Below are 23148 nucleotides of genomic sequence, written 5' to 3'. Positions count from 1 at the left end.
GAATGATCACCACAGTAGACGAACACTTGTTCGATTCAACTTCGACACGCCGCGTGTGGCAGTATCGGCTACCGATGACCAGATGAACATATCCGCCGAATTAGCCGAAATTCGCTCCTACGGTGGCTTTTTCGCCCTTGCCGTGGGTGGGGACGAAGCAGGATGGCATCCGGTCGCTCAGTCCTACCACGCCGGATTCGCGGATTTGATCGACGCGACCGTCCGGCGCTACCGCACCACGCAGGTGCGCATCGCCGCCTCCCTGGTCCACCTCGGCCATGCCGCCCGCCTATGGTCCCCCGTGCTGGCATGCGTCGTGGGACACGGCGTCATTCCGGACCTGAGCGATCTGCAGCGCGCCGACAACACAGCGCAGCTGCGGCTGCCCAAGCCAGTCGGACAACCCGTCTCGTTGTCCCCGGACCTGCTCTACCGCGCAGTCGTGCGGGACCATCTGGAACGGTTGGCGGCCGGTCTCCCGGTGAACCTGGCGCCCGGCCTGCTGACAGGAAACATCGCGTCCGCGCTGGTCGGAACGTCGCGAATGTTGGTTTCGGCGCGACCAGACCTGCGCGCGCGAATCATCGAGATCACCGACGCCCTGCTGGAAACCGGCGACCTGGCCGGATCGGGGGTGATCACCGGCCCGGAGCTGACCTTTCGCCGTCGCAGCTGCTGCCTCTGGTATCGCCTGCCCGCCGGCGGCAAGTGCGGCGATTGCCCGCTCTAAACGTCGAGTCTGTGCTCAGGCTGGAGCGTTCTCGAGTTCTCGGCGCAGACTCCCGTATCCGGCAGCCATCACCACTGATCGCGGGGGACATCGAAGTCGGCGCACAGCGCGCGCCACACGTCTCGGGGCTCAACACCAGCCTCGATCGCCTGAGCGGCGGTACGCCCGTCAAAACCGCTGAGCACGTGATCGACCAGCACCGAGGCACCGTAGGCAACCCCGAATCGCAGCGTGACCCGCTCGTGGAACTCCGTCAACCGCACGCCAGCCAACATACCCAGCAAGCTAACCCGTCAGCGCGAGCGCTTCGTGGCAGACCCGCACCGGATCGGCGACCCCGGCGATGCTGGCCGCGGCCCGTTGCGCCGCCGTCCGGTATCTCGGTACCGACAGCACCTCGTTGGCCGCGGCCACCAGCGCGTCGTGGGTGAGCGGACGAATCAGCCGCGCGCTCCCCTGGCGCACCACCCGATTGGCCATCTCCCACTGGTCTCCGCCACCGGGAACCACCACCAGTGGCACCCCGGCTAGCAGCGTCTTTGCCACCATCCCATGACCGCCGCCGCAGACGACCAGATCGGCGTGCGTCAACAATTCGGACTGACGCCCCAGCCCGACCACCGCCCAGGGCCGCGCGCACAGATCCTGACCGCCCAGCCGTGAGACCACTAGGCGCGCGCCCGGTGGCAGCGTGTCCCCTGGCACCAGGCACTCCAGCGCGCATTCGGCCAGTCCGATGGTCCCCGTCAACGCGGTGGATGGCGCTATGACCACCACCGGTCCCGAGCCCGGTGGGATCTCGAGCACCCGGTCGGTCGGCTCAAAGTGCAGCGGCCCCACCACGACGGCCTCGGCGGGCCAATCCGGACGAGGCACCTCCAAGGCCGGCAGCGTGGCGATAAGCCGGCGCAGCGGCCCCGGATCGCGCGCCGGCAGTCCGATCTCGGCCCGGACCGCGGCGCGTTGGCGCAGGCCCGCTCGCCAGGACCTGGCCGTCAGCGCTCGCATGGTGGCGTCGCGCAGGCGGCCGCCGATGCCGGTGCCTGGTGCCAGTCCGCTGCCAATCGGTGGCAGACCTTTCGAAGGCAGGTACAGCGGATGGGGGTTGAGTTCGATCCACGGAATATCCAGCAGCTCGGCGGCCAAGCCACCGCCGGCGGTGATCACATCGGAGACCACCAGATCAGGCGCCAGATCGCGTAGCGCGGGCACATTGAGCACCGCCATACGTGCGGCTCGTCGATGGATTCTGGCCCCAGCGTCCAGGTCGTCGTCGTCGGCCACCAGGCCGTCCAACTCCACCGCGTCGATCCCGGCGGCACGGGCAGCCGAGGTCCATTCCTCCCCGGTGAACAACGTCGGTGTGTCGCCGGCCTTCGCAAAACGTCGGCACAACGCGATCGCGGGAAACGAATGCCCCGGATCCGGCCCGGCAACCACGGCGACGCGCATCCGCCTTACCCTGCCACAGCGCTAGGCCGTCGCTCTTGCCGATGCTCGCCTACGCTGGCAACCATGACCGAGCCGACTCAGATAGCTACCGACAACATCCGCACGGTCGAGCGGTTCTTGAACGCGCTGCAGGACGCGGATTTCGAAACCGTAGACGAGGTGTTGGACGACGACCTCGTGTATCAGAACGTTGGACTGCCAACCATCCGCGGCCGCAGCCGAACAATGCGGCTGTTCCGGCGGATGGACGGCCGCATGGGGTTTGCGGTGAAGATCCACCGCGCCGCCGCCGACGGCGCCGCGGTACTCACCGAACGCACCGACGCCTTGATCTTGGGCCGGCTGCGCATTCAGTTCTGGGTCTGCGGCGTTTTTGAAGTCCACGGCGGGCGCATCACGCTGTGGCGGGACTATTTCGACTTCTACGACATGACCAAGGCGTTGGTACGCGGGCTGGCCGCGCTGGCGATCCCGTCGCTCAAGGCGACGATGTAGGAACCGAAGATGCAGGGAACCAGGGCGTCGCGATCGGGCGACTAGCGGCGCGGCAGACCGCCGAGTTCATCGAAGGCCTGCGCCCAGCCGACCAGACGATCGGTGGCGCCCACCAGCTCGTCGCGGTAGCGCTGTTGCGACCCCGGCTCGCCGACCGCGGCACCATTAGCCGATGAAACCAATTGCGCTGCAGCGGTAACCATTTCGTTGTACTGGCGTACGCCGGCGCTCAGCTGCGCGGTGAAGGCGTTGATGGTGGGCACCAGGTAAGAGCGGGATGATTCGGAGTACCGCGCGGCCCGCTCCATCGACACCACCTCAGCGGCGGTGGCCGCCATCGCCGAGGCGGTCTGGTTGGCCGCGTCCGTCAACTCCTGGACTTCAGCTGGCGGCAGCAGGACTCCCCGTTCCATCACGCCTAACAGCGAGAAGAACCCGCGTTCGGAGGCGCCCAGCGCGGACATCGCCGGTCGCGCTGCGGAACCGGGTGGCGGCAGGCGGCGGGTGCTCGCCGGCCGCTGCGCCGGCAGCGGCTCGGACCGTAGCCAGTGATAGCGAAAGAACAACAGCGTCGCGGGAATAACCTGCACGACCGCGATCGCCCCGGTGACCTGTAGCAGCAACGCGAACCAGCCCCAGGCCGCCAGCACCGCGGTCACCAATCCCCAGAACACGCACCCGGCGGTGAAGATGAGGGCCCACCGCAGCGCCCGGCGGCGCCGACGAAGCAACCTGGCCCGCGGGTCGGTGGCGGCGCTGATCCTTCGGGCGGCGAAATCGGACCACTCACCGAGAAAATCCAACCCGCGCTGCAGCGCGGCACGCCAGTGCCCACGCTGAGTCGCCCTAACCGCCACGTGCGGACGCCCGTCCTACTGCTGACCGAAAGGTTTCTCGGCGACCGGTCCGCCGGCTTCGGCCGCCGGGGCGGCGCCGGGAGTGGCACCGCCGGCCGGTAGGGCTTCTCCACGCATCGACGCCCGGATCTGTTCCAACCTGGAATGGCCCGCCATCTGCACGCCGGCCTGCTGGACCTCGAGCATGCGGCCCTGCACCGAGCTCTCGGCCAGCTCGGCCTGCCCGAGCGCGGTGGCGTACCGACGTTCGATCTTGTCGCGCACCTCATCGAGGCTCGGGACGTTGCCCGGGGCGGCGAGCTCACTCATCGACCGCAGCGACGCACTGACCTGCTCCTGCATCTTCGCCTGCTCGAGCTGGCTGAGCAGCTTGGTACGTTCGGCGATCTTCTGTTGCAACACCATCGAGTTCTGTTCGACAGCCCGCTTGGCCTGGGCGGCCGCGTTCAGCGCCTGATCGTGCAGCGCCTTGAGGTCTTCGACGCTTTGCTCGGCGGTCACCAGCTGGGCGGCGAACGCCTCGGCAGCGTTGTTGTACTCGGTCGCCTTGGCGGCGTCTCCGGTTGCGGTGGCCTGGTCCGCTAGAGTCAGCGCCTGGCGCACGTTTACCTGCAGCTTTTCGATGTCCGCCAGTTGCCGGTTGAGCCTCATCTCCAGTTGGCGCTGGTTGCCGATCACTTGCGCGGCCTGTTGGGTCAGCGCTTGGTGGGTACGCTGTGCTTCCTCGATGGCCTGCTGAATCTGCACCTTTGGGTCGGCGTGCTCGTCAATCTTGGAGTTGAACAGCGCCATGAGGTACTTCCACGCTTTGACGAACGGATTGGCCATCAGTTAGCTCCGCCTTCGTTACTTGTATTCCCGGGGTCGGCCCGGATGGGCCCAGTTGGGCTCAGCGCTTACCCTGTCGCTCAATTTAGTGGGTCGGGGCCGATCTCCCCACCCGTGGTCGGATAACTAGTCGCCACCAGCTTCGCCGGTTGACGTTCAAGCCACCGCTAGCGACGCCACGGCTGGAATGACCACCTTGGTCTGGGCATCGATGGTGGCGCCGGTCGCCGTTGCGGCCTGCGTTGGTGCGGCCTGCGTTGGTGCGGCCTGAGAGGCGCGCTCCTCGGACGCCATCCGCTCGCCCGCGCCGACTAGTACCCCCGACAGCGGGATCTGCAACGCGTCACAGATCGCGTTGAGCAGCTCGCTGGACGGCTCCTTGCGGCCGCGCTCCACCTCCGACAGATATCCCAGGCTTACCCGCGCCGCATCGGATACCTCGCGCAGCGTCCGGCCCTGCGAAGTCCGGGCTTCGCGCAGCACGTCGCCAATGACCTCACGCACCAAGGACGTCATCGTGGTCTCCTTCATCCGCCACAAGCCTGTTACGACACCGAATAAGTACCCAAAAGCAATGGTCTTTAGGTGAACGCCGCGCGACGTGGTGTGGTTCCCGGTACCTAGGATCCGCGGTTGGTCGCGCGAATCTCCCTGACTGTCGATAGCAGGTAGTCGATGCCGGTCACCACGGTGAGTACGACGGCAATCGCCATCACCACCACGGCCACCATGTGCAGCGCCCCCGAGAGCGGCAGCACGAACAGACCGATCGCCACCGCCTGTACCACGGTCTTGAGCTTGCCACCCCAGCTGGAGGGAATGACATTGCGGCGAATCAGAGCCAGCCGTAACGCGGTCACCCCGAGTTCGCGGGTCAGGATCAATACCGTCACCCACCACGGCAGATCGCCCAACATCGACAGGCCGATCAGCGACGCCCCCATCAGCGTCTTGTCGGCTATCGGATCGACAAAAGCGCCGAATTCGGTGGCCATGCCATAGTTGCGGGCCAGCAATCCGTCGAAACGATCGGTAATGCTGGCAACCGCGAAAATCGCCCATGCCACAACTCGAGCCGTCGTTTGGTGACCGCCGTCATAGAACAGCGCATACAAGAAAATCGGGACCAGCACCAGCCGCAGGCCAGTCAGGATATTGGCAAGGTTAGCGATACGTGCGGTTCCTGGCATCTGACCCGTTTGCGGCTGCCCTGACACGGCAACAGAATAGCGGTTGATCAGCCCACCCGTCCCCGATGTCGATACTGTTCTCCCGTGACTGAAAGCCAACCGGATTTCCGACCGGTCGTCCGGCGCGCCCGAACTTCAGATGTTCCAGCGATAAAAAAGCTCGTCGACACCTACGCGGGACGGATCCTGCTGGAAAAGAACCTGGTGACGCTTTATGAAGCGGTTCAGGAGATCTGGGTGGCCGAACACGAGGGCAACGTGGTCGGTTGCGGGGCGCTGCACGTATTGTGGTCGGATCTGGGTGAAATTCGCACCGTCGCCGTGGACCCCGCTATGACCGGACACGGTGTCGGGCACGCAATTGTCAATAGGCTGCTCGAGGTCGCCCGGGAACTTCAGCTGGAGCGGTTGTTCGTATTGACCTTTGAGACCGAATTCTTTGGCAAGCATGGCTTCACCGAAATCGAGGGCACACCGGTTACCGCGGAAGTATTCGAAGAGATGTGCCGGTCCTACGACCTCGGTGTCGCCGAATTTCTTGACCTGAGCTACGTCAAACCCAACATCTTGGGCAACACCCGGATGCTGTTGGTGCTCTGATGCGCTGGGCACAGCTGGACGCCCGCTTGGTGGATTGTTCCGCCTGCCGGTCGGCAACACTCGATTCGCCTGCCACCGACCGCTGATGGTAGCCAACTCCGCACCGCTGTCTTCCTGAAATTTCGGCTTCATCCAGGGGATTTTGCCGACCGGGTCCGCCCGATGGCGCCGTCCGGTGCACCGGCGAAACCAAGGCGCGGCCCGACGACGATCAATCCTCGTCTGGCGCGTCGTCGGATCCCCCACCCCTGATCAGTGCCAGCGTTCCGGCCAGCTCGTCGGGCTTGACCAGCACCTCGCGGGCCTTCGAGCCCTCGCTGGGCCCGACGATGTTGCGGGTCTCCATCAGGTCCATCAACCGGCCGGCTTTGGCGAATCCGACCCGCAGCTTGCGCTGCAACATCGAGGTGGAGCCGAACTGACTGGACACCACCAACTCCACGGCCTGCAAGAGCACATCCATGTCGTCGCCGATGTCCGGGTCGACGTCCTTACGCTCGCCGCCGGGTTTGGCAGCCGTGACGCCCTCGGTGTACTCGGGCTCGGCTTGCTCCTTGCAGGCGGTGACGACGGCGTGGATCTCGTCGTCGGTGATGAACGCGCCCTGCAACCGGATCGGTTTGCTCGCGCCCATCGGCAAAAATAGGCCGTCGCCCATGCCGATCAGTTTTTCCGCGCCCGCCTGGTCCAGGATCACCCGGCTGTCGGTCAGCGACGACGTCGCGAACGCCAGCCGGGATGGCACGTTGGTCTTGATTAGCCCGGTAACCACGTCCACCGACGGGCGCTGGGTGGCCAGCACCAGGTGAATGCCCGCGGCGCGGGCCTTTTGGGTGATCCGCACGATGGCGTCCTCGACGTCGCGTGGCGCGGTCATCATCAGGTCCGCCAATTCGTCGACGATAGCCACGACGTAGGGGTAAGGCCGGTACTCGCGCTGGCTGCCCAAGGGCGCGGTGATCGCTCCCGATCGCACCTTGTCGTTGAAGTCGTCGATATGGCGCACCCGGGAAGCCTGCATGTCCTGGTAGCGCTGCTCCATCTCATCGACCAGCCAGGCCAGCGCGGCGGCCGCCTTCTTGGGCTGCGTGATGATCGGGGTGATCAGATGCGGGATGCCTTCATACGGGGTCAGTTCCACCATCTTCGGGTCGATCAGGATCATCCGGACCTCTTCCGGGGTGGCCCGGGTAAGCAGCGACACCAGCATGGAGTTGACGAAGCTGGACTTGCCGGAGCCGGTAGAGCCGGCGACCAGCAGGTGCGGCATCTTGGCCAGGTTGGCCGAGATGAAGTCTCCTTCGATGTCCTTGCCCAGCCCGATCACCAGCGGATGATGGTCACGCCGGGTCGATGGCGCGGTGAGCACGTCGGCCAGCCGCACCATTTCGCGGTCGGTGTTGGGCACCTCGATGCCTACCGCGGACTTGCCCGGTATGGGGGCCAGCATGCGCACGCTCTCGGTGGCCACCGCGTAGGCGATGTTTTTCTGCAGTGCGGTGATCTTCTCCACCTTGACACCGGGCCCCAACTCGACCTCGTAGCGGGTCACGGTGGGCCCGCGGGTGCAGCCGGTGACGGCGGCGTCCACCTTGAATTGGGTGAGCACCTCCCCGATGGCGCCGGCCATATGGCTGTTGGCGGCGCTGCGCTTCTTGGGTGGGTCGCCGGCGACCAGCAGGTCCAGCGAGGGCAGCGTGTAGGGACCTTCGACGACGCGGTCCAGCGGCGGAAGGCTCTGCTTGGCGGACCGAGAGCCACGGCCGCGTTTTGCGCCGCCCCGCGAGACTGCCGGTTCCGGGATGGTCGGTTCATCATCGTCAAGCTCCGACGAGTCAGCCGTCGGCCAGGCCGGTAGTTCGCCCGCGGGTCCGAGCGGGTCCTCGTCGTAGTAGCCGTCCGAGAAGTCCTCGCACGCCACTTCCACGGTGTCGGCATCGTCACCCGCGAAATCGCCGTAGTCCTGGTCGTAGCGGCCGTCGTCAGAGTCTGCACGCTGGAACAACCCGGTGCCGAACAGACCGCGCAAGGCGTCGGGCACCTCGCGGATGGTGGTCCCGGTCAACAACAGCACCCCAAACAGGGCACCGATGAACAACAGGGGGGCGGCCAGCCATGGTGTCAACCCATCCGACAACGGCCCACCGATCGCGAAACCCACGAAACCCGCCGCGTGTTGCCGCAGCGCCGGGGCTTCCGGCGAGCCCGCCCACAGGTGCCGCAGACCGAGGAAGGACAGGGCGATCAGGCTGGATCCCAGGATCAGCCTGGGCCGGGTGTCGGGATTGGGCTGGGTCCGCATCAGCACTATTGCGGTGGCGGCCAGGACGATCGGCAGAAGCACGACGGCCGAGCCGATGAACGTCCGTAACACCGCGTCGACCCCGACACCCACCGGGCCGGCGGCGGCAAACCACGAACTTGCCGCAACGACAAACCCCAGGCCCAGGACAACCAGCGCGATTCCGTCCCGGCGGTGTCCGGGCTCGATGTCGCGGGCTCGCCCGATCGATCGCGCCGCCCCACCGGTCCCCTTGGCCGCCATCATCCAGGTCGCGCGCATGGCCCGGCCGCAAGCGACCCCGGCCAAGGCCAACATCGAGCGATTGCGTCGCCGGGCAGGTCTGCTTGGCCGCTTGGCCGGCCGGCTCGCCGTCTTCTTGGGAGCTGTCGATCTCCCACTTCGAGCGTTGCCCCGCGAAGTGGCCTTTGACCTGCTCGTTCGGGTTCCGGAGCGGGCGGCGGTCTTACTAGCCATGCGTGCCAGCCTAGTCGCAATTACCTCATCCGCACCACATGCCACACTGGTAACGGCAGCTTCTCCAGTACGTGCCCGTCTCGTTATCCGGAGACCTGAGTAGGGTGACGAAAAGTGACCTAGTCATGCCGCCCGTAACCCGCGGAATAGCCAGGAGGCTCAAAGCATGCCCGTCGTTGTCGTCGCCACGCTGACCGTCAAGCCCGAATCGGTCGACACCGTCCGCGACATCCTCACCGCCGCGGTCACCGAGGTACACAACGAACCCGGCTGCCAGCTCTACTCGCTGCACCACACGGGCGAGACCTTCGTGTTCATCGAGCAATGGGCCGACGAAGAGGCACTTCGCGCACACAGCACCGCGCCCGCGGTCGCCAACATGTTCACGGCGGCGGGCGAGCATCTTGCCGGGCCCCCGGACATCAAGCTGATGCAGCCTATTCCCGCCGGCGACGCAGGCAAAGGACAGCTCCGCCCCTGATGGGCCGACCACTCGAAGGCCCCCTAAGCGGCCGGGTCGCGTTCATCACCGGAGCCGCACGCGGTCAGGGGCGTGCGCACGCGGTGCGGCTGGCCGGTGCCGGCGCCAACGTGATCGCGGTCGATTTGTGCGAGCAGATCGACAGCGTGCCATATCCGCTGGGCACCGCCGACGACTTAGCGCTCACCGCCAAGCTTGTAGCGGACACCGGCGCCCACGTCGTGGCCGAGCAAGCCGATGTGCGTGATCGCGCCTCGCTGACCAACGCGTTGCAAGCTGGCCTGGGCGAGTTCGGCCGACTCGATATCGTCATCGCCAACGCCGGCATCGCCCCAATGCAGGCGGGGGTGGACGGTTGGCACGATGTCATCGACGTCAACCTCACCGGCGCCTTCCACACCGTGGATATCGCAATTCCGACCATGATCGAACAGGGCGCCGGCGGATCGATTGTCCTGATCAGTTCGTCCGCCGGGCTGGCCGGTATCGGCAGCGCCGATGCCGGCTCCATCGGCTACACCGCCGCAAAGCACGGACTTGTGGGTTTGATGCGGCTATACGCTAATTTGCTTGCACCGCATAGCATCCGGGTAAACTCGGTACATCCATCGGGGGTTGACACCCCGATGATCAACAATGAGTTCACCCTGCAATGGCTTGCCGAGTTGGCTGCAGGCACAGGTGCGCTGGGCGCAGGAAACGCCTTGCCGGTGCAGATTCTGCAGGCCGATGACATTGCCGATGCCGTTGCGTGGCTGGCGTCCGACGAGGCCCGATACATCACCGGCGTCGCCTTGCCGGTCGACGCGGGCTATGTGAATAAGAGGTAGTTGATGGCCCGAAATCCCGCTGCGCAGACCGCCTTCGGCCCGATGGTGTTGGCTGCCGTGGAACAAAACGAGCCGCCCGAACGTCGGCTGGTCGACGACGACCTGGCGGACTTGTTTCTGCCCAGACCGCTGCGCTGGCTGGTCAGCGCCACCCGACCCGCTCCGATCAGGCGCTTCGTTATCGGCTGGTCAGAGTGGTCCGGCCGGGGACTGTGGGCGAACCTGGCCTGCCGCAAGCGGTTTATCGGCGACAAACTTTCCGAGGCACTCGATGGCATCGACGCCGTCGTCATTCTCGGTGCCGGACTAGACACCCGCGCCTACCGATTGACCCGCCGCATTCGGATGCCGATCTTCGAGGTGGATCTGCCGATCAACGTTGCCCGGAAGGCGAAGACGGTACGACGGGTGCTCGGTGAGCTGCCGCTGTCGGTTCGGCTGGTGGCGTTGGACTTCGAAGAAGATGACCTCCTGACCGCATTGGCCGAGCACGGCTATCTCCCCGACCATCGCGTGTTTTTCATCTGCGAAGGGGTCACCCAGTACCTCACCGAACGGGCGGTCCGGCGAACCCTGGAGGGACTGCGGGTGGCCGCGCCCGGCAGTCGCCTGGTCTTCACCTACGTGCGGCGCGACTTCATTGACGGCACGAATCGGTACGGCACGCGCACGCTCTACCGGTCGGTCCGGCAACGACGGCAGCTGTGGCATTTCGGACTGCTGCCCGAGCAGGTACCGGAATTCCTTGCCGAGTACGGGTGGCGGCTGGTCGAGCAGGCCGGGCCGGACGACCTCGTTCACCGTTATGTCGAACCCACCGGCCGTACGCTCAAGGCATCGCAGATCGAATGGTCAGCGTATGCGGAGAAGATCTGAGCCCCTCAGACCTCGATAACCGTCGGCACAATCATCGGCTGCCGGCGGTAGGTTTCGCCCACCCACTTGCCGAGCGTGCGACGCACACCCTGCGCGATCCGGATGGGGTCAATGACGCTGGCAGCGACCAATGATTCCAGCTCGGCTTCGACCTTGCGCACGGCAGGTTCGAGCGCCTTGGGATCCTCGGAAAAGCCGCGCGAATGCAGATGCGGCACCGCCGCCGGACGCCCGGTGCCACGATGCACCACCACGGTCACGGCGACGAAGCCGGACGACAGGATGAGCCGTTCACCCAGGGTGATCTCGCCGACGTCGCCGGTGATCAGCCCGTCGACGAACATCTTGCCGACCGGCACCGCGCCCGCGATCGAGGCCTTGCCATCAACCAGGTCGACGCTGACACCATTCTCCGCCAACAGAATTGAGTCCTCCGGCACCCCGGCGCTGGCGGCCAGTTTGGCGTTGGCCCGAAGCATCCGCCACGTTCCGTGCACCGGCATGACGTGACGGGGCCGCACCCCGTTGTACAAAAAGAGCAGTTCACCGGCGTACGCGTGGCCGGAAACATGCACTCTGGCTTGGGCGTTGGTGACGACCCGGGCGCCGATCTTGGAGAGCGAATCGATAACGCCGTAAACCGCCTCCTCGTTGCCTGGGATCAGTGACGACGACAGCACGATGAGGTCACCCGAAGTCAGTGTGATGCTGCGATGTTCGCCACGCGACATGCGCGACAGCGCCGACATCGGCTCGCCCTGGGTGCCGGTGGTGATCAGCACCACCTGGTCGGGCGGCAACATCTCGGCGGCAGCGATGTCGACCAGGTCGGAATTGTCAACCCGCAGGAATCCCAGTTCCCGCGCGATACCCATGTTGCGCACCATCGATCGCCCGACGAACGACACCCGCCGGCCCAACGCCACCGCGGCATCGATGATCTGTTGCACCCGGTCCACATTCGAGGCAAAACACGCCACAATGACCCGGCCCCCGGCGCCCCGTATCAGCCGGTGCACCGTCGGGCCCACTTCACTTTCGGACGGTCCGACACCCGGGATTTCGGAGTTGGTGGAATCACACAGAAACAGATCCACACCGGCGTCACCGAGCCGTGACATCCCAGGCAGATCCGTCGGGCGGCCGTCGAGGGGTAGTTGATCGAGCTTGATGTCGCCGGTGTGCAGGACGGTTCCCGCGCCGGTGTAGACGGCGATGGCCAGCGCATCCGGAATCGAATGATTAACTGCGAAGTACTCGCACTCGAAAACCCCGTGTCTGCTGCTCTGTCCCTCCGCGACGTGGACCAACACCGGCTTGATGCGGTGCTCCCGACATTTGGCGGCAACCAATGCCAAGGTGAACTTCGAGCCGACGATCGGGATGTCTGGCCGCAACTTGAGCAGAAACGGGATCGCCCCGATGTGGTCCTCGTGGGCGTGGGTGAGCACCAAGGCGTCGATGTCATCCAACCGATCCTCGATATGCCGCAGATCGGGCAGGATCAAATCGACGCCCGGCTCGTCGTGGGTCGGAAAAAGTACCCCGCAGTCGATGATCAGCAGCCGTCCCAGATGTTCGAAAACCGTCATGTTGCGGCCGATTTCGTTGATTCCGCCGAGAGCGGTGACCCGCAGCCCACCTGCGGCCAACGGGCCGGGCGGGGGAAGGTCTTCGTTCACCTGTGACTCACCTACAGCTCACCGCAGTACCGAGGCCGCGCGCATGTCCGCGGCCAAGGACTCGATCTGCTCCGCTGTCGCGGCCACCTGCGGAAGACGCGGGTCGCCGACCTCGATGCCCTGCAACCGCAGACCCGCCTTGGATAGCGTCACCCCGCCGAGGCGGCCCATCGCGTTGCACAGCGGACTGACCGCGGTGTTGATCTTGCGGGCGGTTGCAATATCCCCGGAACCGAAGGCAGACAACAACTCCCGCAGTTGCCCGGAGGCCAGGTGGCCGATCACGCTGATGAAGCCGATCGCGCCCATGGCCAGCCACGGAAGGTTGAGCGCATCGTCGCCGGAGTAATACACCAGGCCGGTATCGGCGATGATCTGGGCACCACTGGGCAGGTCGGCTTTGGCGTCCTTGACGCCGACAATGTTCGGGTGCGACGCGAGCGCACGCAACGTGACCGGCTCGATCGGCACCGCTGAACGCCCAGGGATGTCGTAAAGCAGCACCGGTAGCTCGGTCGCGTCGGCGACGGCGGTGAAATGCGCCAACAACCCGGATTGGGGCGGTCTCGAGTAGTACGGCGTGACAACCAGCAGGCCATGCGCACCTTCCGCCGCGCAGGCCTTGGCCAACCGGATGCTATGCGCGGTGTCATAGGTACCGGCGCCAGCGATCACCCGGGTCCGATCCCCCACCGCCTCTAGGACGACACGCAGCAATTCGAGCTTCTCGTCGTCGGTGGTGGTGGGTGACTCACCGGTGGTTCCCGAGACCACCAGGCCGTCGCACCCCTGGTCAACCAGGTGGTTAGCCAGTTGCGCCGCGGCGGCAATGTCCAGGGCGCCATCGGGGCCAAATGGTGTCACCATCGCGGTCAGCAGGGTTCCCAGGCGCGCGGGAGCGTCAAATCCGACGGTGCTCACGGTTCCCAAGATTACCTGGCGGGACCAAGCTTTTTCCGCCCGCCGGTCCGGCCACTTGCGGTCGGGCCTCGATGGCAGCCCCTCGACGACCCCGCTCAGCCTTCTCAGCTGCGCCGACTCAGGCTTCGGTGGCAAAAGGGCTGGTGGCAACCTCGGTACCGTCGGCCAGGGTCGAAACCTCGAAGTCGGCAAACACCGCGGGTGCCAGGTCGACGAGCTGGCGCAGGCATTCGATGGCCAACCGGCGGATCTCCACATCGGCGTGCTCGCTGGCCCGCATCGCGATGAAGTGCCGCCAAGCCCGGAAGTTGCCCGTCACCACAATGCGGGTTTCGGTGGCATTGGGTAGCACGGCGCGCGCTGCCTGCCGGGCCTGCTTGCGACGCAGGACCGCGTTCGGCTGATCGGCGAACTTGGCTTCCAGCTTGGCGAGCAATTCGGTGTAGGTGGCCCGGCTGGCGTCGGCCGCGGCCGCCATGATCTGTTGTAGTTCAGGGTCATCGTCCATGCCCGGCGGCACCACTATCTGCGAATCACCTTCTGGCACGTAGCGCTGCGACAGTTGCGAATAGGAGAAATGCCGATGCCGGATCAGCTCATGGGTGCACGACCGCGAAATCCCGGTGATGTAGAAGGACGCGGTTGCGTGCTCAAGCACCGAGAAATGCCCGACATCGATGATGTGCTTGAGGTAACTGGCGTTGGTCGCGGTCCTGGGATTGGGCTTGCTCCAGCTTTGATAGCACGCCCGACCGGCAAACTCGACGAGCGCCGAGCCGCCGACGGCGTCAGTGGTCCAGGGCACGTCAGGCGGCGCCAAGAACTCGGTCTTGGCGATCAGTTCGACGCGTAGCGGCGCGGTTTCGGCCACGGCGCTCACCCTAGCGCCGAGCAAGCATCCGGAGTTGCCCGGCATTCGGTCCGGGTGGGTGTCCAGGTGGGCACGTGGGCGGTCGGCACCGCCGCCGAACGCGACCGTCGCAACGACCCAACAAACACCACGAGCACATCACACCGCAAATATGCATACTGCACACCCGTTCGCTACCGGTTCGGAAGAAATGCCCGTGAATTGCTGCGACAAGCTGTGCATCATTAGCCCGCATGGACGTCATTGCGGCCCCCTGACATGACGATTCCTCCAAACTGCTTTGCCTGTCAGCGAACACCAGCCGACGGCCGAGTTGTCGTGGGTTGCGGAGAGGGTGCACAAATGTGCCACCAGATCGATATTTTATCGCGGGAAGGTTCGCGACGGATGGGTCAACAAACGCCGTGCGACTCCGGGAAAATATCGTGAACTGGTCACGCCCAAAATATGTCGATATCGGCATCCAGCTACCGAAAACAATATGCGCGCTCTAGACCTCTCATATCGATTCGATGCGATAGTAGTCGGCAGTGGCATCGCCGGGCTCACCGCCGGCATCTATCTCCAGCAACAGGGCATTAGCACTCTGATCCTGGAGCGCCGCACGGTTCCGGGCGGACTCTGCGGGACATTTTTCATCGATGGCTACGAGTTTGTCACCGGCTGCAACGACTTCGGTCGCGGCCTGGAACAAAGCCTCGTCGCGCTGGGTGTCAAAGCTGAATTCCTGGCGCCCAAGGCCCGCTTTCATCTCGGAAGTCATGCCATCAATCTGCCGCCGACCGTGTCGACGTCGCTGAAACTCGTTCGCCGATCCCCCGGCATTCTGTCCGCAATCCGCGCTGCGCGCCGGACCCCACAGCAGACGGTTGGCCAGCTCATCGACGCACATCTGCAAGATCCGCTGCTTGCGGCCGCCGCTTGCATTCCTATCTACGCGTTGATGCGTTCCCCAGACGATGTGACGGTCGGCGAAATACAGCAGAATTTCTCCAAAGAACTCGATTACGGCTACGAGAAAAGCCGCACCCCGGTCGGGGGTCCGCGCCGAATGATCGACGCGATGGTCCGGCGTTTTGAGATGCTGGGCGGACAACTGCGTTTTGGGTGTGCATCCCTAGCCGTCGAGCCCGACGGTACCGACAAGCGCGTACACACATCCGCCGGAACTTTTTGGGCGCGCGCCGTCCTGTCCAGCCAGGGCCGTTGGAACCATTTCCCGTCAGGCACTAAACCCGGCCTCGAGGCGGCATTGTTTCTCCTTGCCGTCCGCAAATCCTTTCCCTACCCACGCCGCTACCACACAATCGCATGGTTTCACGCGGGCATCGCTGAGGAGTTGCGCCGACTCGACGCCGGTCTGCGGGCTCATCCACCAAGCTTCCACATCTTTCGTTCTGACCTACCGGAGCAGCCGGATCACTACACCATCAACGCCGTCATTCCCCTGCCACGGGGCGAGCGAAATCCATCCACCGATCGGCGGCAAGAGCTCTGCGCGTACATCCTGAGCACTATCGAACAAAGCATGCCGGGATTCCGGGAATCCGTAATCTATCAGCGCTTCCTATCTCCCGCGGAGTACGAAGACCTCCTCGGCCTTTCCAGCGCCCCGAGCCCATATGTACCGCCGGCCGGCTTTGGCAAGCTTTCCAGCTACGACCCCGATACCGACATCTATTTTCTAGGCACTTCGGTCGGTCCCCCCGGCGAACATGCCGGCGCCGCAGCCAAGTCAGGAAAAAATGCGGCACATATGGCATCGCGACGACTCACCAATTAGCAAGTTCGCTGCACGGTAGGCCATTAGCCGGGCTCCCACCGAAAGGATATTGCCGGTATGGACAGCAAACTGATCACAGTGGTTAAAGACGTTATGGACGATGCCAGACAACGCGGGGTGGTGTTCCTAGACACCGAGGATGAGTATTTTCACGGGCGATCCGTCACGCTCGACGGTCGCACCGTCACCTCCTTCTCGTCGTGTTCCTACCTGGGCTTAGAGTTCCATCCCGCCCTCATCGGCGGCGTCATCGAGGCGGGACAACGCTACGGCACCCAGTTCTCGTGTTCGCGGGCCTATCTTTCACACCCGCTCTACAGCGGGGCCGAGTACATGCTGTCCGAGCTTTTCGGTGGTCACGCCCTGCTGACACCCAGCACGACGTTGGCGCATCTGGCCGCTCTACCTGTATTGGCAGACGAACGGGACGCGATCGTCCTGGATCATCAAGCTCACCATTCGGTACACCTCGGCGCCAACCAGGCGCGTGCGGGTGGGACCCGGGTCGAGTTAGTGCGCCACGAGCAGCTGGAGCGGGCCGGTGACACCATTGCGCAACTGGCTCGCCGGCATCGGACGGTGTGGTTCTGTGTCGATGGCGTCTACTCCATGTATGGCGACCTCGCGCCTGTCCAACTCCTGCAGGAAGCCCTGGCAATCGCGCCCAACGTGCGGCTCTACGTTGATGACGCGCACGGAATGTCGTGGGCGGGACTGCACGGCCGAGGCAGCTTTCTGTCCAGGTTTCCGCGAGACCAGCGGGTAGTGGTCGCGACGTCGTTGAACAAAGCATTTGGCGCGGCCGGAGGCTGTTTGGTGTTCGACGACCCCGCGGAGTTGGATCTGGTCCGTACCAGTGGCGGTCCCCTGATGTTCGGTGGTCCCGTCCAGCCGCCGATGATCGGCGCGGTACGAGCTTCGGCTCTGATACACCTGGGTCCAGAAATTGTCGTGCTGCAGACAGCTCTGCGGGCCCGCGTGGACCGGGTCAATGCGCGGCTGGCCGAGGCCGGGCTCTCGGCCATGGCGATCAATGAGACCCCGATCTTCTTCCTACATTGCGGTCTTCCCCGGGTCGCCTACGAGGTCGCCAGCCGGATGCTCGATGACGGCATCTACGTGAATTCCTCGGTTTTTCCCTCGGTCCCGATGAAGCACGGAGGCATTCGGCTCAGCATCACCGCTGCGCACAGCTTCGCCGAGATCGACCGGGTCGTCGATCGATTGGCCGTTCATATCCCCGCGGTCCTCCGCGATTTCCAGGTGCCCGAGAGTCAATCGACCGATGTGCTCGCAAGCGCGAGCCCGCGCGCGTACCTTACGGCACAGTCGCTGGCAGGCACCGAGCTACGGATGGAGAGCGCGACCTCGATCCGACACCTCGACCGGGCTACCTGGGACAGCGTTTTGGGCGAGGCCGCGCATTGCAGCTGGGAGGCGATGGCTGCCGCCGAGGCAGTTTACGACGTTGGAAACGCAAGGCCCGAGCACCGCTGGACGTTCCGTTATCTCCTTGTCCGCGACCGCACTGGGCGTGTCATCGCGGCTACGTTTGTCACCACACTGCTGTTGAAGGACGACATGCTTTCCGCGGAGGAGGTTTCCCGAGAACTGGAACAGCGGCGCGCAACAGACCCGTACTATCTCACGTCCAAGGCGGTGATGACCGGTTCTCCGTTGTCCGAGGGAAATCACGTCTACCTCGACCGGACAGCCGCCTGGCGGGACGCGCTGCGAATGATATTGGCCGCCGTCGACGACGAAGCCGAACGCAGCGAGGCACGAACGATCATCTTCCGCGACCTGCCCGCCGGCGATCCCGAAATGCAGGCATTCATGCTCGACGAAGGCCTATCGAGGGTGCCGATGCTCGACACTCACACACTAACCCTCGACGGCATGGATGAGGCGAAATGGTATGCCGCGCTTGACAAGAAGAAGCGTTATCAGCTGCGGCCCGTTTTCGAGCACGTGAAGGCAACGGACGTTAGTTTCCACGGAGCCGGACTGGCGTCGTTGACCTTCGAGGAGACCATGCATCTGCACGGCCTCTTTGAGCAGCTGGAGGGAAGAAAGTTGCGGCTCAACCTATTCCGCCTGCCGGCCACGCTCCTGCCAGCGATGCTGCGCAGCCCCTCCTGGGAGCTTGGTGTGATACGGATTCGCGCCGACGCTGGGGGCCCCCCGCAGCCGGTCGCATTCTGGGCCGCGCACAAGCACGGCAAGACCTACGCACCCTTCCTCTGCGGCCTCGACGACAGCTGGCGCGATCACGACATATACCGTTCGATGATTCTGCACTGGGTTCGCAGGGCACGCGCCCTTTCGATGTGCGCACTACGGATGGGTATGGACGCCGAGATCGAGAAGCGCCGCTTTGGCGCCCGTACCGAACACACCTGCCTTTATGTGCGAACCAGTGATGACTACTCCGGCGCCCTACTCAGCGAGGCGGTCGCTAACGTTGCCGTGGGCCAACAGATTCGCCCAGCCGGTGACCAATCCTCGCCGGTGCCGTCGGCCACCGAGAGCAACGAGGATCAGCGGTGCCGCGCCACCGCCGAAACGTAGCCACTCGGGGACCGTTACTCCGGTGTCGCCGCTACCGCCGAACCTCGAGCCGGACCCGACCGGACATCAGCAGCGGAAGCAACGCGTCGCGCAGGACAGAGAGCCTGATGCACTCGGTGCGGTGTGCCTGACACATGGCCCCAAGACTGGTGATCGTCTGCGCCGCCACGCTCGTCAGGCGACGCACATCCGGTACCCGGACATCGAGCAAATCGCGCGGCTGGATGCGCTGGTGACTCCCCGACGTTCCAGCAACCTGCTGTCGTAAGGTGTTGGTGACTTCGGGTTGTCGTAGCGCCGACCACAACGCCGAGGTGTCGATGTCGATGGGCCGCAGTACGACGAACTCCGTGCTTGCCAACGCCATCCGCGTAGGCAGCGTCAGCACGTTCCAGACCCGCGGAATCCTCGGATTGAGCTTTGCGAATAGCACGCACGGCACCGAGAGCACAAACTTTCCGCTCCGTACCGATCCACCGTTGACCAGCTGTGGTTGCGCACCATCGTCGAACGCCGGAAGGCTGAAATGCGCTACGACGTCATCGAATTCTTCAGGATCGAGGAATGCGGCCGAACGAATCGCCAGGCTCGACAGCGGCACGTGGTCGCAGATCGACTCGACAATGGCAATCATCAAGGCCTCTGCGGCCTCGATCACGCGTTGGTTGGCGGCAATCTTGTCGTCGAGGGCGCCGAGCAACTCTGCGACCGGCCGACGTTGACGAGGCTCGAGAACCTGCACCGAAACATCGCGGATCGTCCGCTGATTGAGCAGTGGCTGGCCGGATCCGACGCGGTACTTGTTGAGGCGGCAGAGTTGCAACGCGTAATACCAGAATCGCGTCTCGTCGGCCTCTTTAGCTCGGCACAGATACGCGTTGTCGGTGACCCAGATATCGGCCTCGCAGTAATGCAGGCTGCCGCAATATGATCCGACGCGTCCCACTACGATCAGGGGGCCGGTCGCGTTGTGTTCTGCCGCGAATCCGATCGCGCCGTTGGAGCCATAGACGGGAATGTGCCCGCCCGCCGTGCGCGTGGGCGAGCAACTTCCGTTGCGGAAGTCGAGATGATCACCCAGCCTCACGTGCACCGAAGGCGCTCCACCTGGTCGCGCACGATCTTGTCCAGCCGCGCGGACTCATCGAGCGCGGCCACCAGGTCCGTCGTCAACCGGGCCATCTTCTCGTCAACGGGTTCGGCGTCGCCCAGGCCCGCGGGCGCACCCACATATCTTCCCGGCGTGAGCACGTACCCGCCGGCCCTGATGTCGTCCAGCGAAGCCGATTTGCAGAACCCGGCAACATCCTTGTATACGAGTCTTTTCGCGAACCAGGCGTGGTATGTATCGCCAATGCGGGCAATGTCTTCACGGGTCAGTACGCGCTCCGTGCGGTCCACCAGGTGCCCGAGGCCGCGCGCGTCGATGAATAACACCTGACCAGATCGCTCGCCCTTGTCCCGGGCAAAGAACCACAGACACACCGGAATTCCAGTGCTGCGGAACAACTGGGTGGGCAAGGCGACCATGCACGACACCAGGTCGGCCTGGACGATCCGAGCGCGAATTTCACCTTCCCCGTTGGTTGTCGACGACATCGAGCCGTTGGCCATCACCACACCGGCCTTGCCGCGTGGCGCCAGTTTCGACAGGATGTGCTGAATCCAAGCGAAGTTTGCGTTTCCGGCAGGTGGGACGCCGAAGCACCACCGCGGGTCGTGCTGGTCTCGGGCCCAATCCTTGATATTGAAAGGCGGATTGGCCATCACGAAATCCATCTGAACGCCAGCGTGGTGATCGGTGACGAATGTATCCGCCCAGCAGGTACCCAAGCCGATGTCGTCGATGCCGTGGACCGCCAGGTTCATTTTCGCCATTCGCCAGGTCTGCTCGACACTCTCCTGGCCGTAGAGCAACACCTTATTGCGGTCCCCGTCATGTTGGGCGATGAACCGTTCGGTTTGTACGAACATCCCGCCGGAACCGCAGCACGGGTCATACACCCGCCCCTTTGACGGTTCGAGAACTCCGACGATCACCGCAACAACACACGGCGGCGTGAAGAACTCGCCGCCCCGCTTGCCTTCCGCGCGGGCGAAATTGCCGAGGAAGTACTCGTAGACCTCACCGATCAGGTCACGCGCTCGACGATTACCCGACCTACCGAACCGCGTTTGCCCAAGCACGTCGATCAGTTCTCCGAGCCGACGCCGGTCCACGTTGCGAAACAGCAGCGGCAACATCCCGGCAAGCGACGGATTATCCCGCATCAGCGCCCGCATCGCCTCGTCGACAAGCTGACCGATCGTCGGCGACGTCGCGTTGGCCGCCAACGATTCCCAGTGCGCCGCGGGCGGCACCACAAGTGCGTTGTGCTCCTTGCGCGCGTCAGAGACGTACTTCAAGAAAACAAGCCCCAACACGACGTCCTTGTATTGGCTGGCCGGCAGCGATCCGCGCAGCTTTTCGGCGGCCTTCCAGAGGGTCTCGTTGAGGTCCCTGGTCGTCGAGGTGGCCATCAGCCGGCCCGGGTGATTTCTGTGCGCAACTGCCCGGCCAGATCACCCCGGTCGGAAACGCTGACCCCACCCAGCCCGAGCCAGGACGCCATCGCGGTCAGCTCCCCGGCCAGCGCTGCGGCCACCCGGGGACCGGACACGTCAGGTTCGCCGAAAGTGCCTACCACGCGCAATGTGTCGGCGGCCCGGTCCGCCTTGAGATCCACTCGAGCGACGAGCTGCCCGTCCAGCAGCAGCGGCCACACGTAGTAGCCGTAGCGGCGTTTGGCCGCCGGAGTGTAGATCTCGATCCGGTAGTGAAAGCCGAACAGCCGCTCCACTCGGGGCCGAAAGAAGATCAGCGGGTCAAACGGACACAACAGCGCGGTACCACGGTCTCGGCGCGGCAGCGACCGGCCCGCGGCCAAATACGCCGGCGCAGACCAGCCCTCGACGTTGAGGCGCTCGAGTTCACCGGCAGCCGCCAAGTCCGCGATCGCGGGCTTGACCTGTTGCGCGGACAGGCGAAAATAGTCGCGGATGTCGGCTTCGGTGCCCACTCCCAGAGCGGTGGCGGCCCGCAATGTGAGCTCGCGAACGGCCTCGCCGTCGTCGACCTGCCGGGCCAGAACGTGCGGCGGCAGCACCCGTTCTACCAGGTCGTAATGCCGGGCGAAGCCGACCCGGGTGGCCGTGGTGAGCACTCCCGAGGCGAACAACGCTTCGGCGACCCACTTGGTGTCGCTGCGATTCCACCAAGGGCCCTTGGCCGCAGTCGGCTCCGCCGCCAGGTACGCCTCGATCTGGCCGGCGGTACTGGGCCCCAGCTCGGTGACCGCGGCTACGATGTCGTCGGCCAACCGGGGATTGCCTTTCACGATGTGAGTCTCCCAGCGACCGTGCCGGTATTGGCGCATCCGCCAACGCAGCAGCGGCCAATCGTCGACGGCCATCAGGGCGGCTTCGTGCGCCCAGTATTCGACCAGCAGCCGCGACGAGCGCGGGCCCCAAGTCACCCGGTCCAGCACATCGCGGTCGTACCCGCCGAGCCGGCTGAACACCGGTGCATAGTGCGCGCGCACGGCCACCGAAACCGAGTCCAGCTGAAGAACCTGGATGCGCGAGATGAGCCGCTTGAGGTGCGCCCGCGTGACCGGACCGCTCGGTTTGGGCTCGGCGAGACCCTGTGCGGCGACCGCCACCCGACGGGCCTGCACGGCGGTCAAGGTGCTCATGGCCGGTGGTAGCGGTGCAACCGGTAGCGCAGGCCTGACCGGCTGACCTGCCACGCCCCCGTCTCACCCCGCCACGTCTTGTCGAGCACGGGGGCCCGCGCGTCGCCCTCCTCACCCGCCAGGTCAATCTCGACCTCGGTGACCTCGCACCGGCTGGCCCGCGGTAGCGCCAGCGCGTAGATCTGCCCACCCCCGATCACCCACGTCTCGGACTCGGTCAGCACCGCATCGAGGGACTCGACCACCTCGGCGCCGTCAGCCACGAAATCAGGCTGGCGGCTCAGTACGACATTGCGGCGCCCGGGCAGCGGGCGCACTTCGGCCGGCAGCGACTCCCAGGTGCGCCGACCCATGACAACCGTATGACCCATGGTGACCCGCTTGAAGTGGGCCAGATCCTCGGGCAGACGCCACGGGATATCCCCGCGGCGACCGATCACCCCGGATGTCGACTGAGCCCAGATCAGGCCCAGCCCGTTCATAATGAGG

Annotated in this window: 21 protein-coding genes and 1 pseudogene; 8 read left to right on the top strand and 14 right to left on the bottom strand. The window is 64.8% G+C overall.

From position 1 onward, the window contains the following. Positions 1 to 82: 82 nt before the first annotated feature. Positions 83 to 730 carry a (2Fe-2S)-binding protein gene (locus tag MB901379_RS08640; RefSeq protein WP_158016242.1) on the top strand — a complete coding sequence of 216 codons (648 nt, stop codon included), beginning with the start codon at positions 83 to 85 and terminating at the stop codon, positions 728 to 730. Positions 731 to 798: 68 nt separating this feature from the next. Here MB901379_RS08640 and MB901379_RS08635 read toward each other — a convergent pair whose 3' ends face one another. Further along, complete coding sequence (locus MB901379_RS08635) at positions 799 to 993, bottom strand: DUF3046 domain-containing protein (protein WP_408632340.1); 195 nt, start codon at positions 991 to 993, stop codon at positions 799 to 801. A 22-nt stretch (positions 994 to 1015) separates the two neighbouring features. Beyond that, complete coding sequence (locus MB901379_RS08630; RefSeq protein ID WP_158016240.1) at positions 1016 to 2182, bottom strand: glycosyltransferase; 1167 nt, start codon at positions 2180 to 2182, stop codon at positions 1016 to 1018. Between the two features lie 63 nt (positions 2183 to 2245). On the opposite strand from MB901379_RS08630, the gene MB901379_RS08625 reads away from it, so the two are divergent. Then, positions 2246 to 2677 (top strand): limonene-1,2-epoxide hydrolase family protein, encoded by a 432-nt coding sequence (locus tag MB901379_RS08625; protein WP_158016239.1) that lies wholly within the window; start codon positions 2246 to 2248, stop codon positions 2675 to 2677. A 41-nt stretch (positions 2678 to 2718) separates the two neighbouring features. Here MB901379_RS08625 and pspM read toward each other — a convergent pair whose 3' ends face one another. The 4 genes from pspM to pgsA all read right to left on the bottom strand — a co-directional run bounded on the left by pspM (position 2719) and on the right by pgsA (position 5552). Then, positions 2719 to 3534, bottom strand: a complete 816-nt coding sequence (gene pspM, locus MB901379_RS08620; protein ID WP_158016238.1) for a phage shock envelope stress response protein PspM — start codon at positions 3532 to 3534, stop codon at positions 2719 to 2721. Between the two features lie 15 nt (positions 3535 to 3549). Then, positions 3550 to 4362: a phage shock protein PspA gene (gene pspA, locus MB901379_RS08615; protein ID WP_158016237.1), complete on the bottom strand. Its 813-nt coding sequence runs from the start codon at positions 4360 to 4362 to the stop codon at positions 3550 to 3552. 156 nt (positions 4363 to 4518) lie between these two features. After that, positions 4519 to 4878 (bottom strand): transcriptional regulator ClgR, encoded by a 360-nt coding sequence (gene clgR / locus MB901379_RS08610; RefSeq protein WP_158016236.1) that lies wholly within the window; start codon positions 4876 to 4878, stop codon positions 4519 to 4521. 104 nt (positions 4879 to 4982) lie between these two features. After that, positions 4983 to 5552 carry a CDP-diacylglycerol--glycerol-3-phosphate 3-phosphatidyltransferase gene (gene pgsA, locus MB901379_RS08605; protein WP_158019040.1) on the bottom strand — a complete coding sequence of 190 codons (570 nt, stop codon included), beginning with the start codon at positions 5550 to 5552 and terminating at the stop codon, positions 4983 to 4985. Positions 5553 to 5636: 84 nt separating this feature from the next. On the opposite strand from pgsA, the gene MB901379_RS08600 reads away from it, so the two are divergent. After that, entirely contained in the window at positions 5637 to 6152 is a 516-nt protein-coding gene (locus MB901379_RS08600; RefSeq protein ID WP_158016235.1) for an amino-acid N-acetyltransferase, read from the top strand. Positions 6153 to 6363: 211 nt separating this feature from the next. Here the strand turns inward: MB901379_RS08600 and MB901379_RS08595 are convergent, their stop codons facing one another. Further along, positions 6364 to 8910, bottom strand: a complete 2547-nt coding sequence (locus MB901379_RS08595; RefSeq protein WP_232022022.1) for a DNA translocase FtsK — start codon at positions 8908 to 8910, stop codon at positions 6364 to 6366. Between the two features lie 166 nt (positions 8911 to 9076). Between MB901379_RS08595 and MB901379_RS08590 the strand changes: the two genes are divergently transcribed. The 3 genes and pseudogenes from MB901379_RS08590 to MB901379_RS08580 all read left to right on the top strand — a co-directional run bounded on the left by MB901379_RS08590 (position 9077) and on the right by MB901379_RS08580 (position 11116). Next, entirely contained in the window at positions 9077 to 9391 is a 315-nt protein-coding gene (locus MB901379_RS08590; protein ID WP_158016234.1) for a putative quinol monooxygenase, read from the top strand. After that, entirely contained in the window at positions 9391 to 10221 is an 831-nt protein-coding gene (locus MB901379_RS08585) for a mycofactocin-coupled SDR family oxidoreductase (RefSeq protein ID WP_158016233.1), read from the top strand. The genes MB901379_RS08590 and MB901379_RS08585 overlap by 1 nt, the downstream gene beginning before the upstream one ends. Positions 10222 to 10224: 3 nt before the next feature. After that, a pseudogene (locus tag MB901379_RS08580) lies at positions 10225 to 11116 on the top strand (SAM-dependent methyltransferase). On the opposite strand, the gene MB901379_RS08575 reads toward MB901379_RS08580, so the two are convergent. From MB901379_RS08575 to thyX, 3 genes are all read right to left on the bottom strand, one after another. Next, on the bottom strand, positions 11103 to 12779 hold the full coding sequence (locus MB901379_RS08575; protein WP_158016231.1) for a ribonuclease J: 1677 nt from the start codon (positions 12777 to 12779) through the stop codon (positions 11103 to 11105). The pseudogene MB901379_RS08580 and the gene MB901379_RS08575 sit on opposite strands and share 14 nt — an antisense overlap. 18 nt (positions 12780 to 12797) lie before the next feature. Further along, positions 12798 to 13700 (bottom strand): 4-hydroxy-tetrahydrodipicolinate synthase, encoded by a 903-nt coding sequence (dapA, locus tag MB901379_RS08570; protein ID WP_158016230.1) that lies wholly within the window; start codon positions 13698 to 13700, stop codon positions 12798 to 12800. 118 nt (positions 13701 to 13818) lie between these two features. Further along, the gene (gene thyX / locus MB901379_RS08565) at positions 13819 to 14571 is read right to left on the bottom strand and encodes an FAD-dependent thymidylate synthase (protein WP_158016229.1); all 753 of its coding nucleotides are present in this window, start codon (positions 14569 to 14571) and stop codon (positions 13819 to 13821) included. 481 nt (positions 14572 to 15052) lie between these two features. Here thyX and MB901379_RS08560 point away from each other — a divergent pair, with 481 nt between their 5' ends. Continuing rightward, the gene (locus MB901379_RS08560; RefSeq protein ID WP_158016228.1) at positions 15053 to 16354 is read left to right on the top strand and encodes a phytoene desaturase family protein; all 1302 of its coding nucleotides are present in this window, start codon (positions 15053 to 15055) and stop codon (positions 16352 to 16354) included. Positions 16355 to 16411: 57 nt separating this feature from the next. Next, positions 16412 to 18925: an aminotransferase class I/II-fold pyridoxal phosphate-dependent enzyme gene (locus MB901379_RS08555; protein ID WP_158016227.1), complete on the top strand. Its 2514-nt coding sequence runs from the start codon at positions 16412 to 16414 to the stop codon at positions 18923 to 18925. A gap of 31 nt (positions 18926 to 18956) precedes the next feature. Here the strand turns inward: MB901379_RS08555 and MB901379_RS08550 are convergent, their stop codons facing one another. From MB901379_RS08550 to MB901379_RS08535, 4 genes are read right to left on the bottom strand one after another with little or no spacing between them, the layout of a single operon-like run. After that, positions 18957 to 20018: a restriction endonuclease subunit S gene (locus MB901379_RS08550; RefSeq protein ID WP_158016226.1), complete on the bottom strand. Its 1062-nt coding sequence runs from the start codon at positions 20016 to 20018 to the stop codon at positions 18957 to 18959. Then, positions 20009 to 21445, bottom strand: a complete 1437-nt coding sequence (locus MB901379_RS08545) for a class I SAM-dependent DNA methyltransferase (RefSeq protein ID WP_158016225.1) — start codon at positions 21443 to 21445, stop codon at positions 20009 to 20011. The genes MB901379_RS08550 and MB901379_RS08545 overlap by 10 nt, the downstream gene beginning before the upstream one ends. After that, the gene (locus tag MB901379_RS08540; protein WP_158016224.1) at positions 21445 to 22659 is read right to left on the bottom strand and encodes a winged helix-turn-helix domain-containing protein; all 1215 of its coding nucleotides are present in this window, start codon (positions 22657 to 22659) and stop codon (positions 21445 to 21447) included. Before MB901379_RS08540 ends, MB901379_RS08545 begins: the two co-directional genes overlap by 1 nt. After that, positions 22656 to 23141: a dihydrofolate reductase gene (locus MB901379_RS08535; RefSeq protein ID WP_158016223.1), complete on the bottom strand. Its 486-nt coding sequence runs from the start codon at positions 23139 to 23141 to the stop codon at positions 22656 to 22658. Before MB901379_RS08535 ends, MB901379_RS08540 begins: the two co-directional genes overlap by 4 nt. Positions 23142 to 23148: the final 7 nt, after the last annotated feature.

This window comes from Mycobacterium basiliense (assembly GCF_900292015.1).
Taxonomy (GTDB): domain Bacteria; phylum Actinomycetota; class Actinomycetes; order Mycobacteriales; family Mycobacteriaceae; genus Mycobacterium; species Mycobacterium basiliense.
Note: the sequence above shows the minus strand (reverse complement) of the source record. Positions and strands in the feature narration are given on the sequence as shown.

Excerpts from the sequence above, each read along its gene's own strand:
- pspA (WP_158016237.1), bottom strand. The coding sequence starts at position 4,362 with ATGGCCAATCCGTTCGTCAAAGCGTGGAAGTACCTCATGGCGCTGTTC.
- pgsA (WP_158019040.1), bottom strand. The coding sequence starts at position 5,552 with ATGCCAGGAACCGCACGTATCGCTAACCTTGCCAATATCCTGACTGGC.
- MB901379_RS08560 (WP_158016228.1), top strand. The coding sequence starts at position 15,053 with ATGCGCGCTCTAGACCTCTCATATCGATTCGATGCGATAGTAGTCGGC.
- MB901379_RS08545 (WP_158016225.1), bottom strand. The coding sequence starts at position 21,445 with ATGGCCACCTCGACGACCAGGGACCTCAACGAGACCCTCTGGAAGGCC.
- MB901379_RS08585 (WP_158016233.1), top strand. The coding sequence starts at position 9,391 with ATGGGCCGACCACTCGAAGGCCCCCTAAGCGGCCGGGTCGCGTTCATC.
- MB901379_RS08640 (WP_158016242.1), top strand. The coding sequence starts at position 83 with ATGAACATATCCGCCGAATTAGCCGAAATTCGCTCCTACGGTGGCTTT.
- MB901379_RS08540 (WP_158016224.1), bottom strand. The coding sequence starts at position 22,659 with ATGAGCACCTTGACCGCCGTGCAGGCCCGTCGGGTGGCGGTCGCCGCA.
- clgR (WP_158016236.1), bottom strand. The coding sequence starts at position 4,878 with ATGACGTCCTTGGTGCGTGAGGTCATTGGCGACGTGCTGCGCGAAGCC.
- MB901379_RS08630 (WP_158016240.1), bottom strand. The coding sequence starts at position 2,182 with ATGCGCGTCGCCGTGGTTGCCGGGCCGGATCCGGGGCATTCGTTTCCC.
- MB901379_RS08595 (WP_232022022.1), bottom strand. The coding sequence starts at position 8,910 with ATGGCTAGTAAGACCGCCGCCCGCTCCGGAACCCGAACGAGCAGGTCA.
- MB901379_RS08555 (WP_158016227.1), top strand. The coding sequence starts at position 16,412 with ATGGACAGCAAACTGATCACAGTGGTTAAAGACGTTATGGACGATGCC.
- MB901379_RS08535 (WP_158016223.1), bottom strand. The coding sequence starts at position 23,141 with ATGAACGGGCTGGGCCTGATCTGGGCTCAGTCGACATCCGGGGTGATC.
- MB901379_RS08625 (WP_158016239.1), top strand. The coding sequence starts at position 2,246 with ATGACCGAGCCGACTCAGATAGCTACCGACAACATCCGCACGGTCGAG.
- MB901379_RS08590 (WP_158016234.1), top strand. The coding sequence starts at position 9,077 with ATGCCCGTCGTTGTCGTCGCCACGCTGACCGTCAAGCCCGAATCGGTC.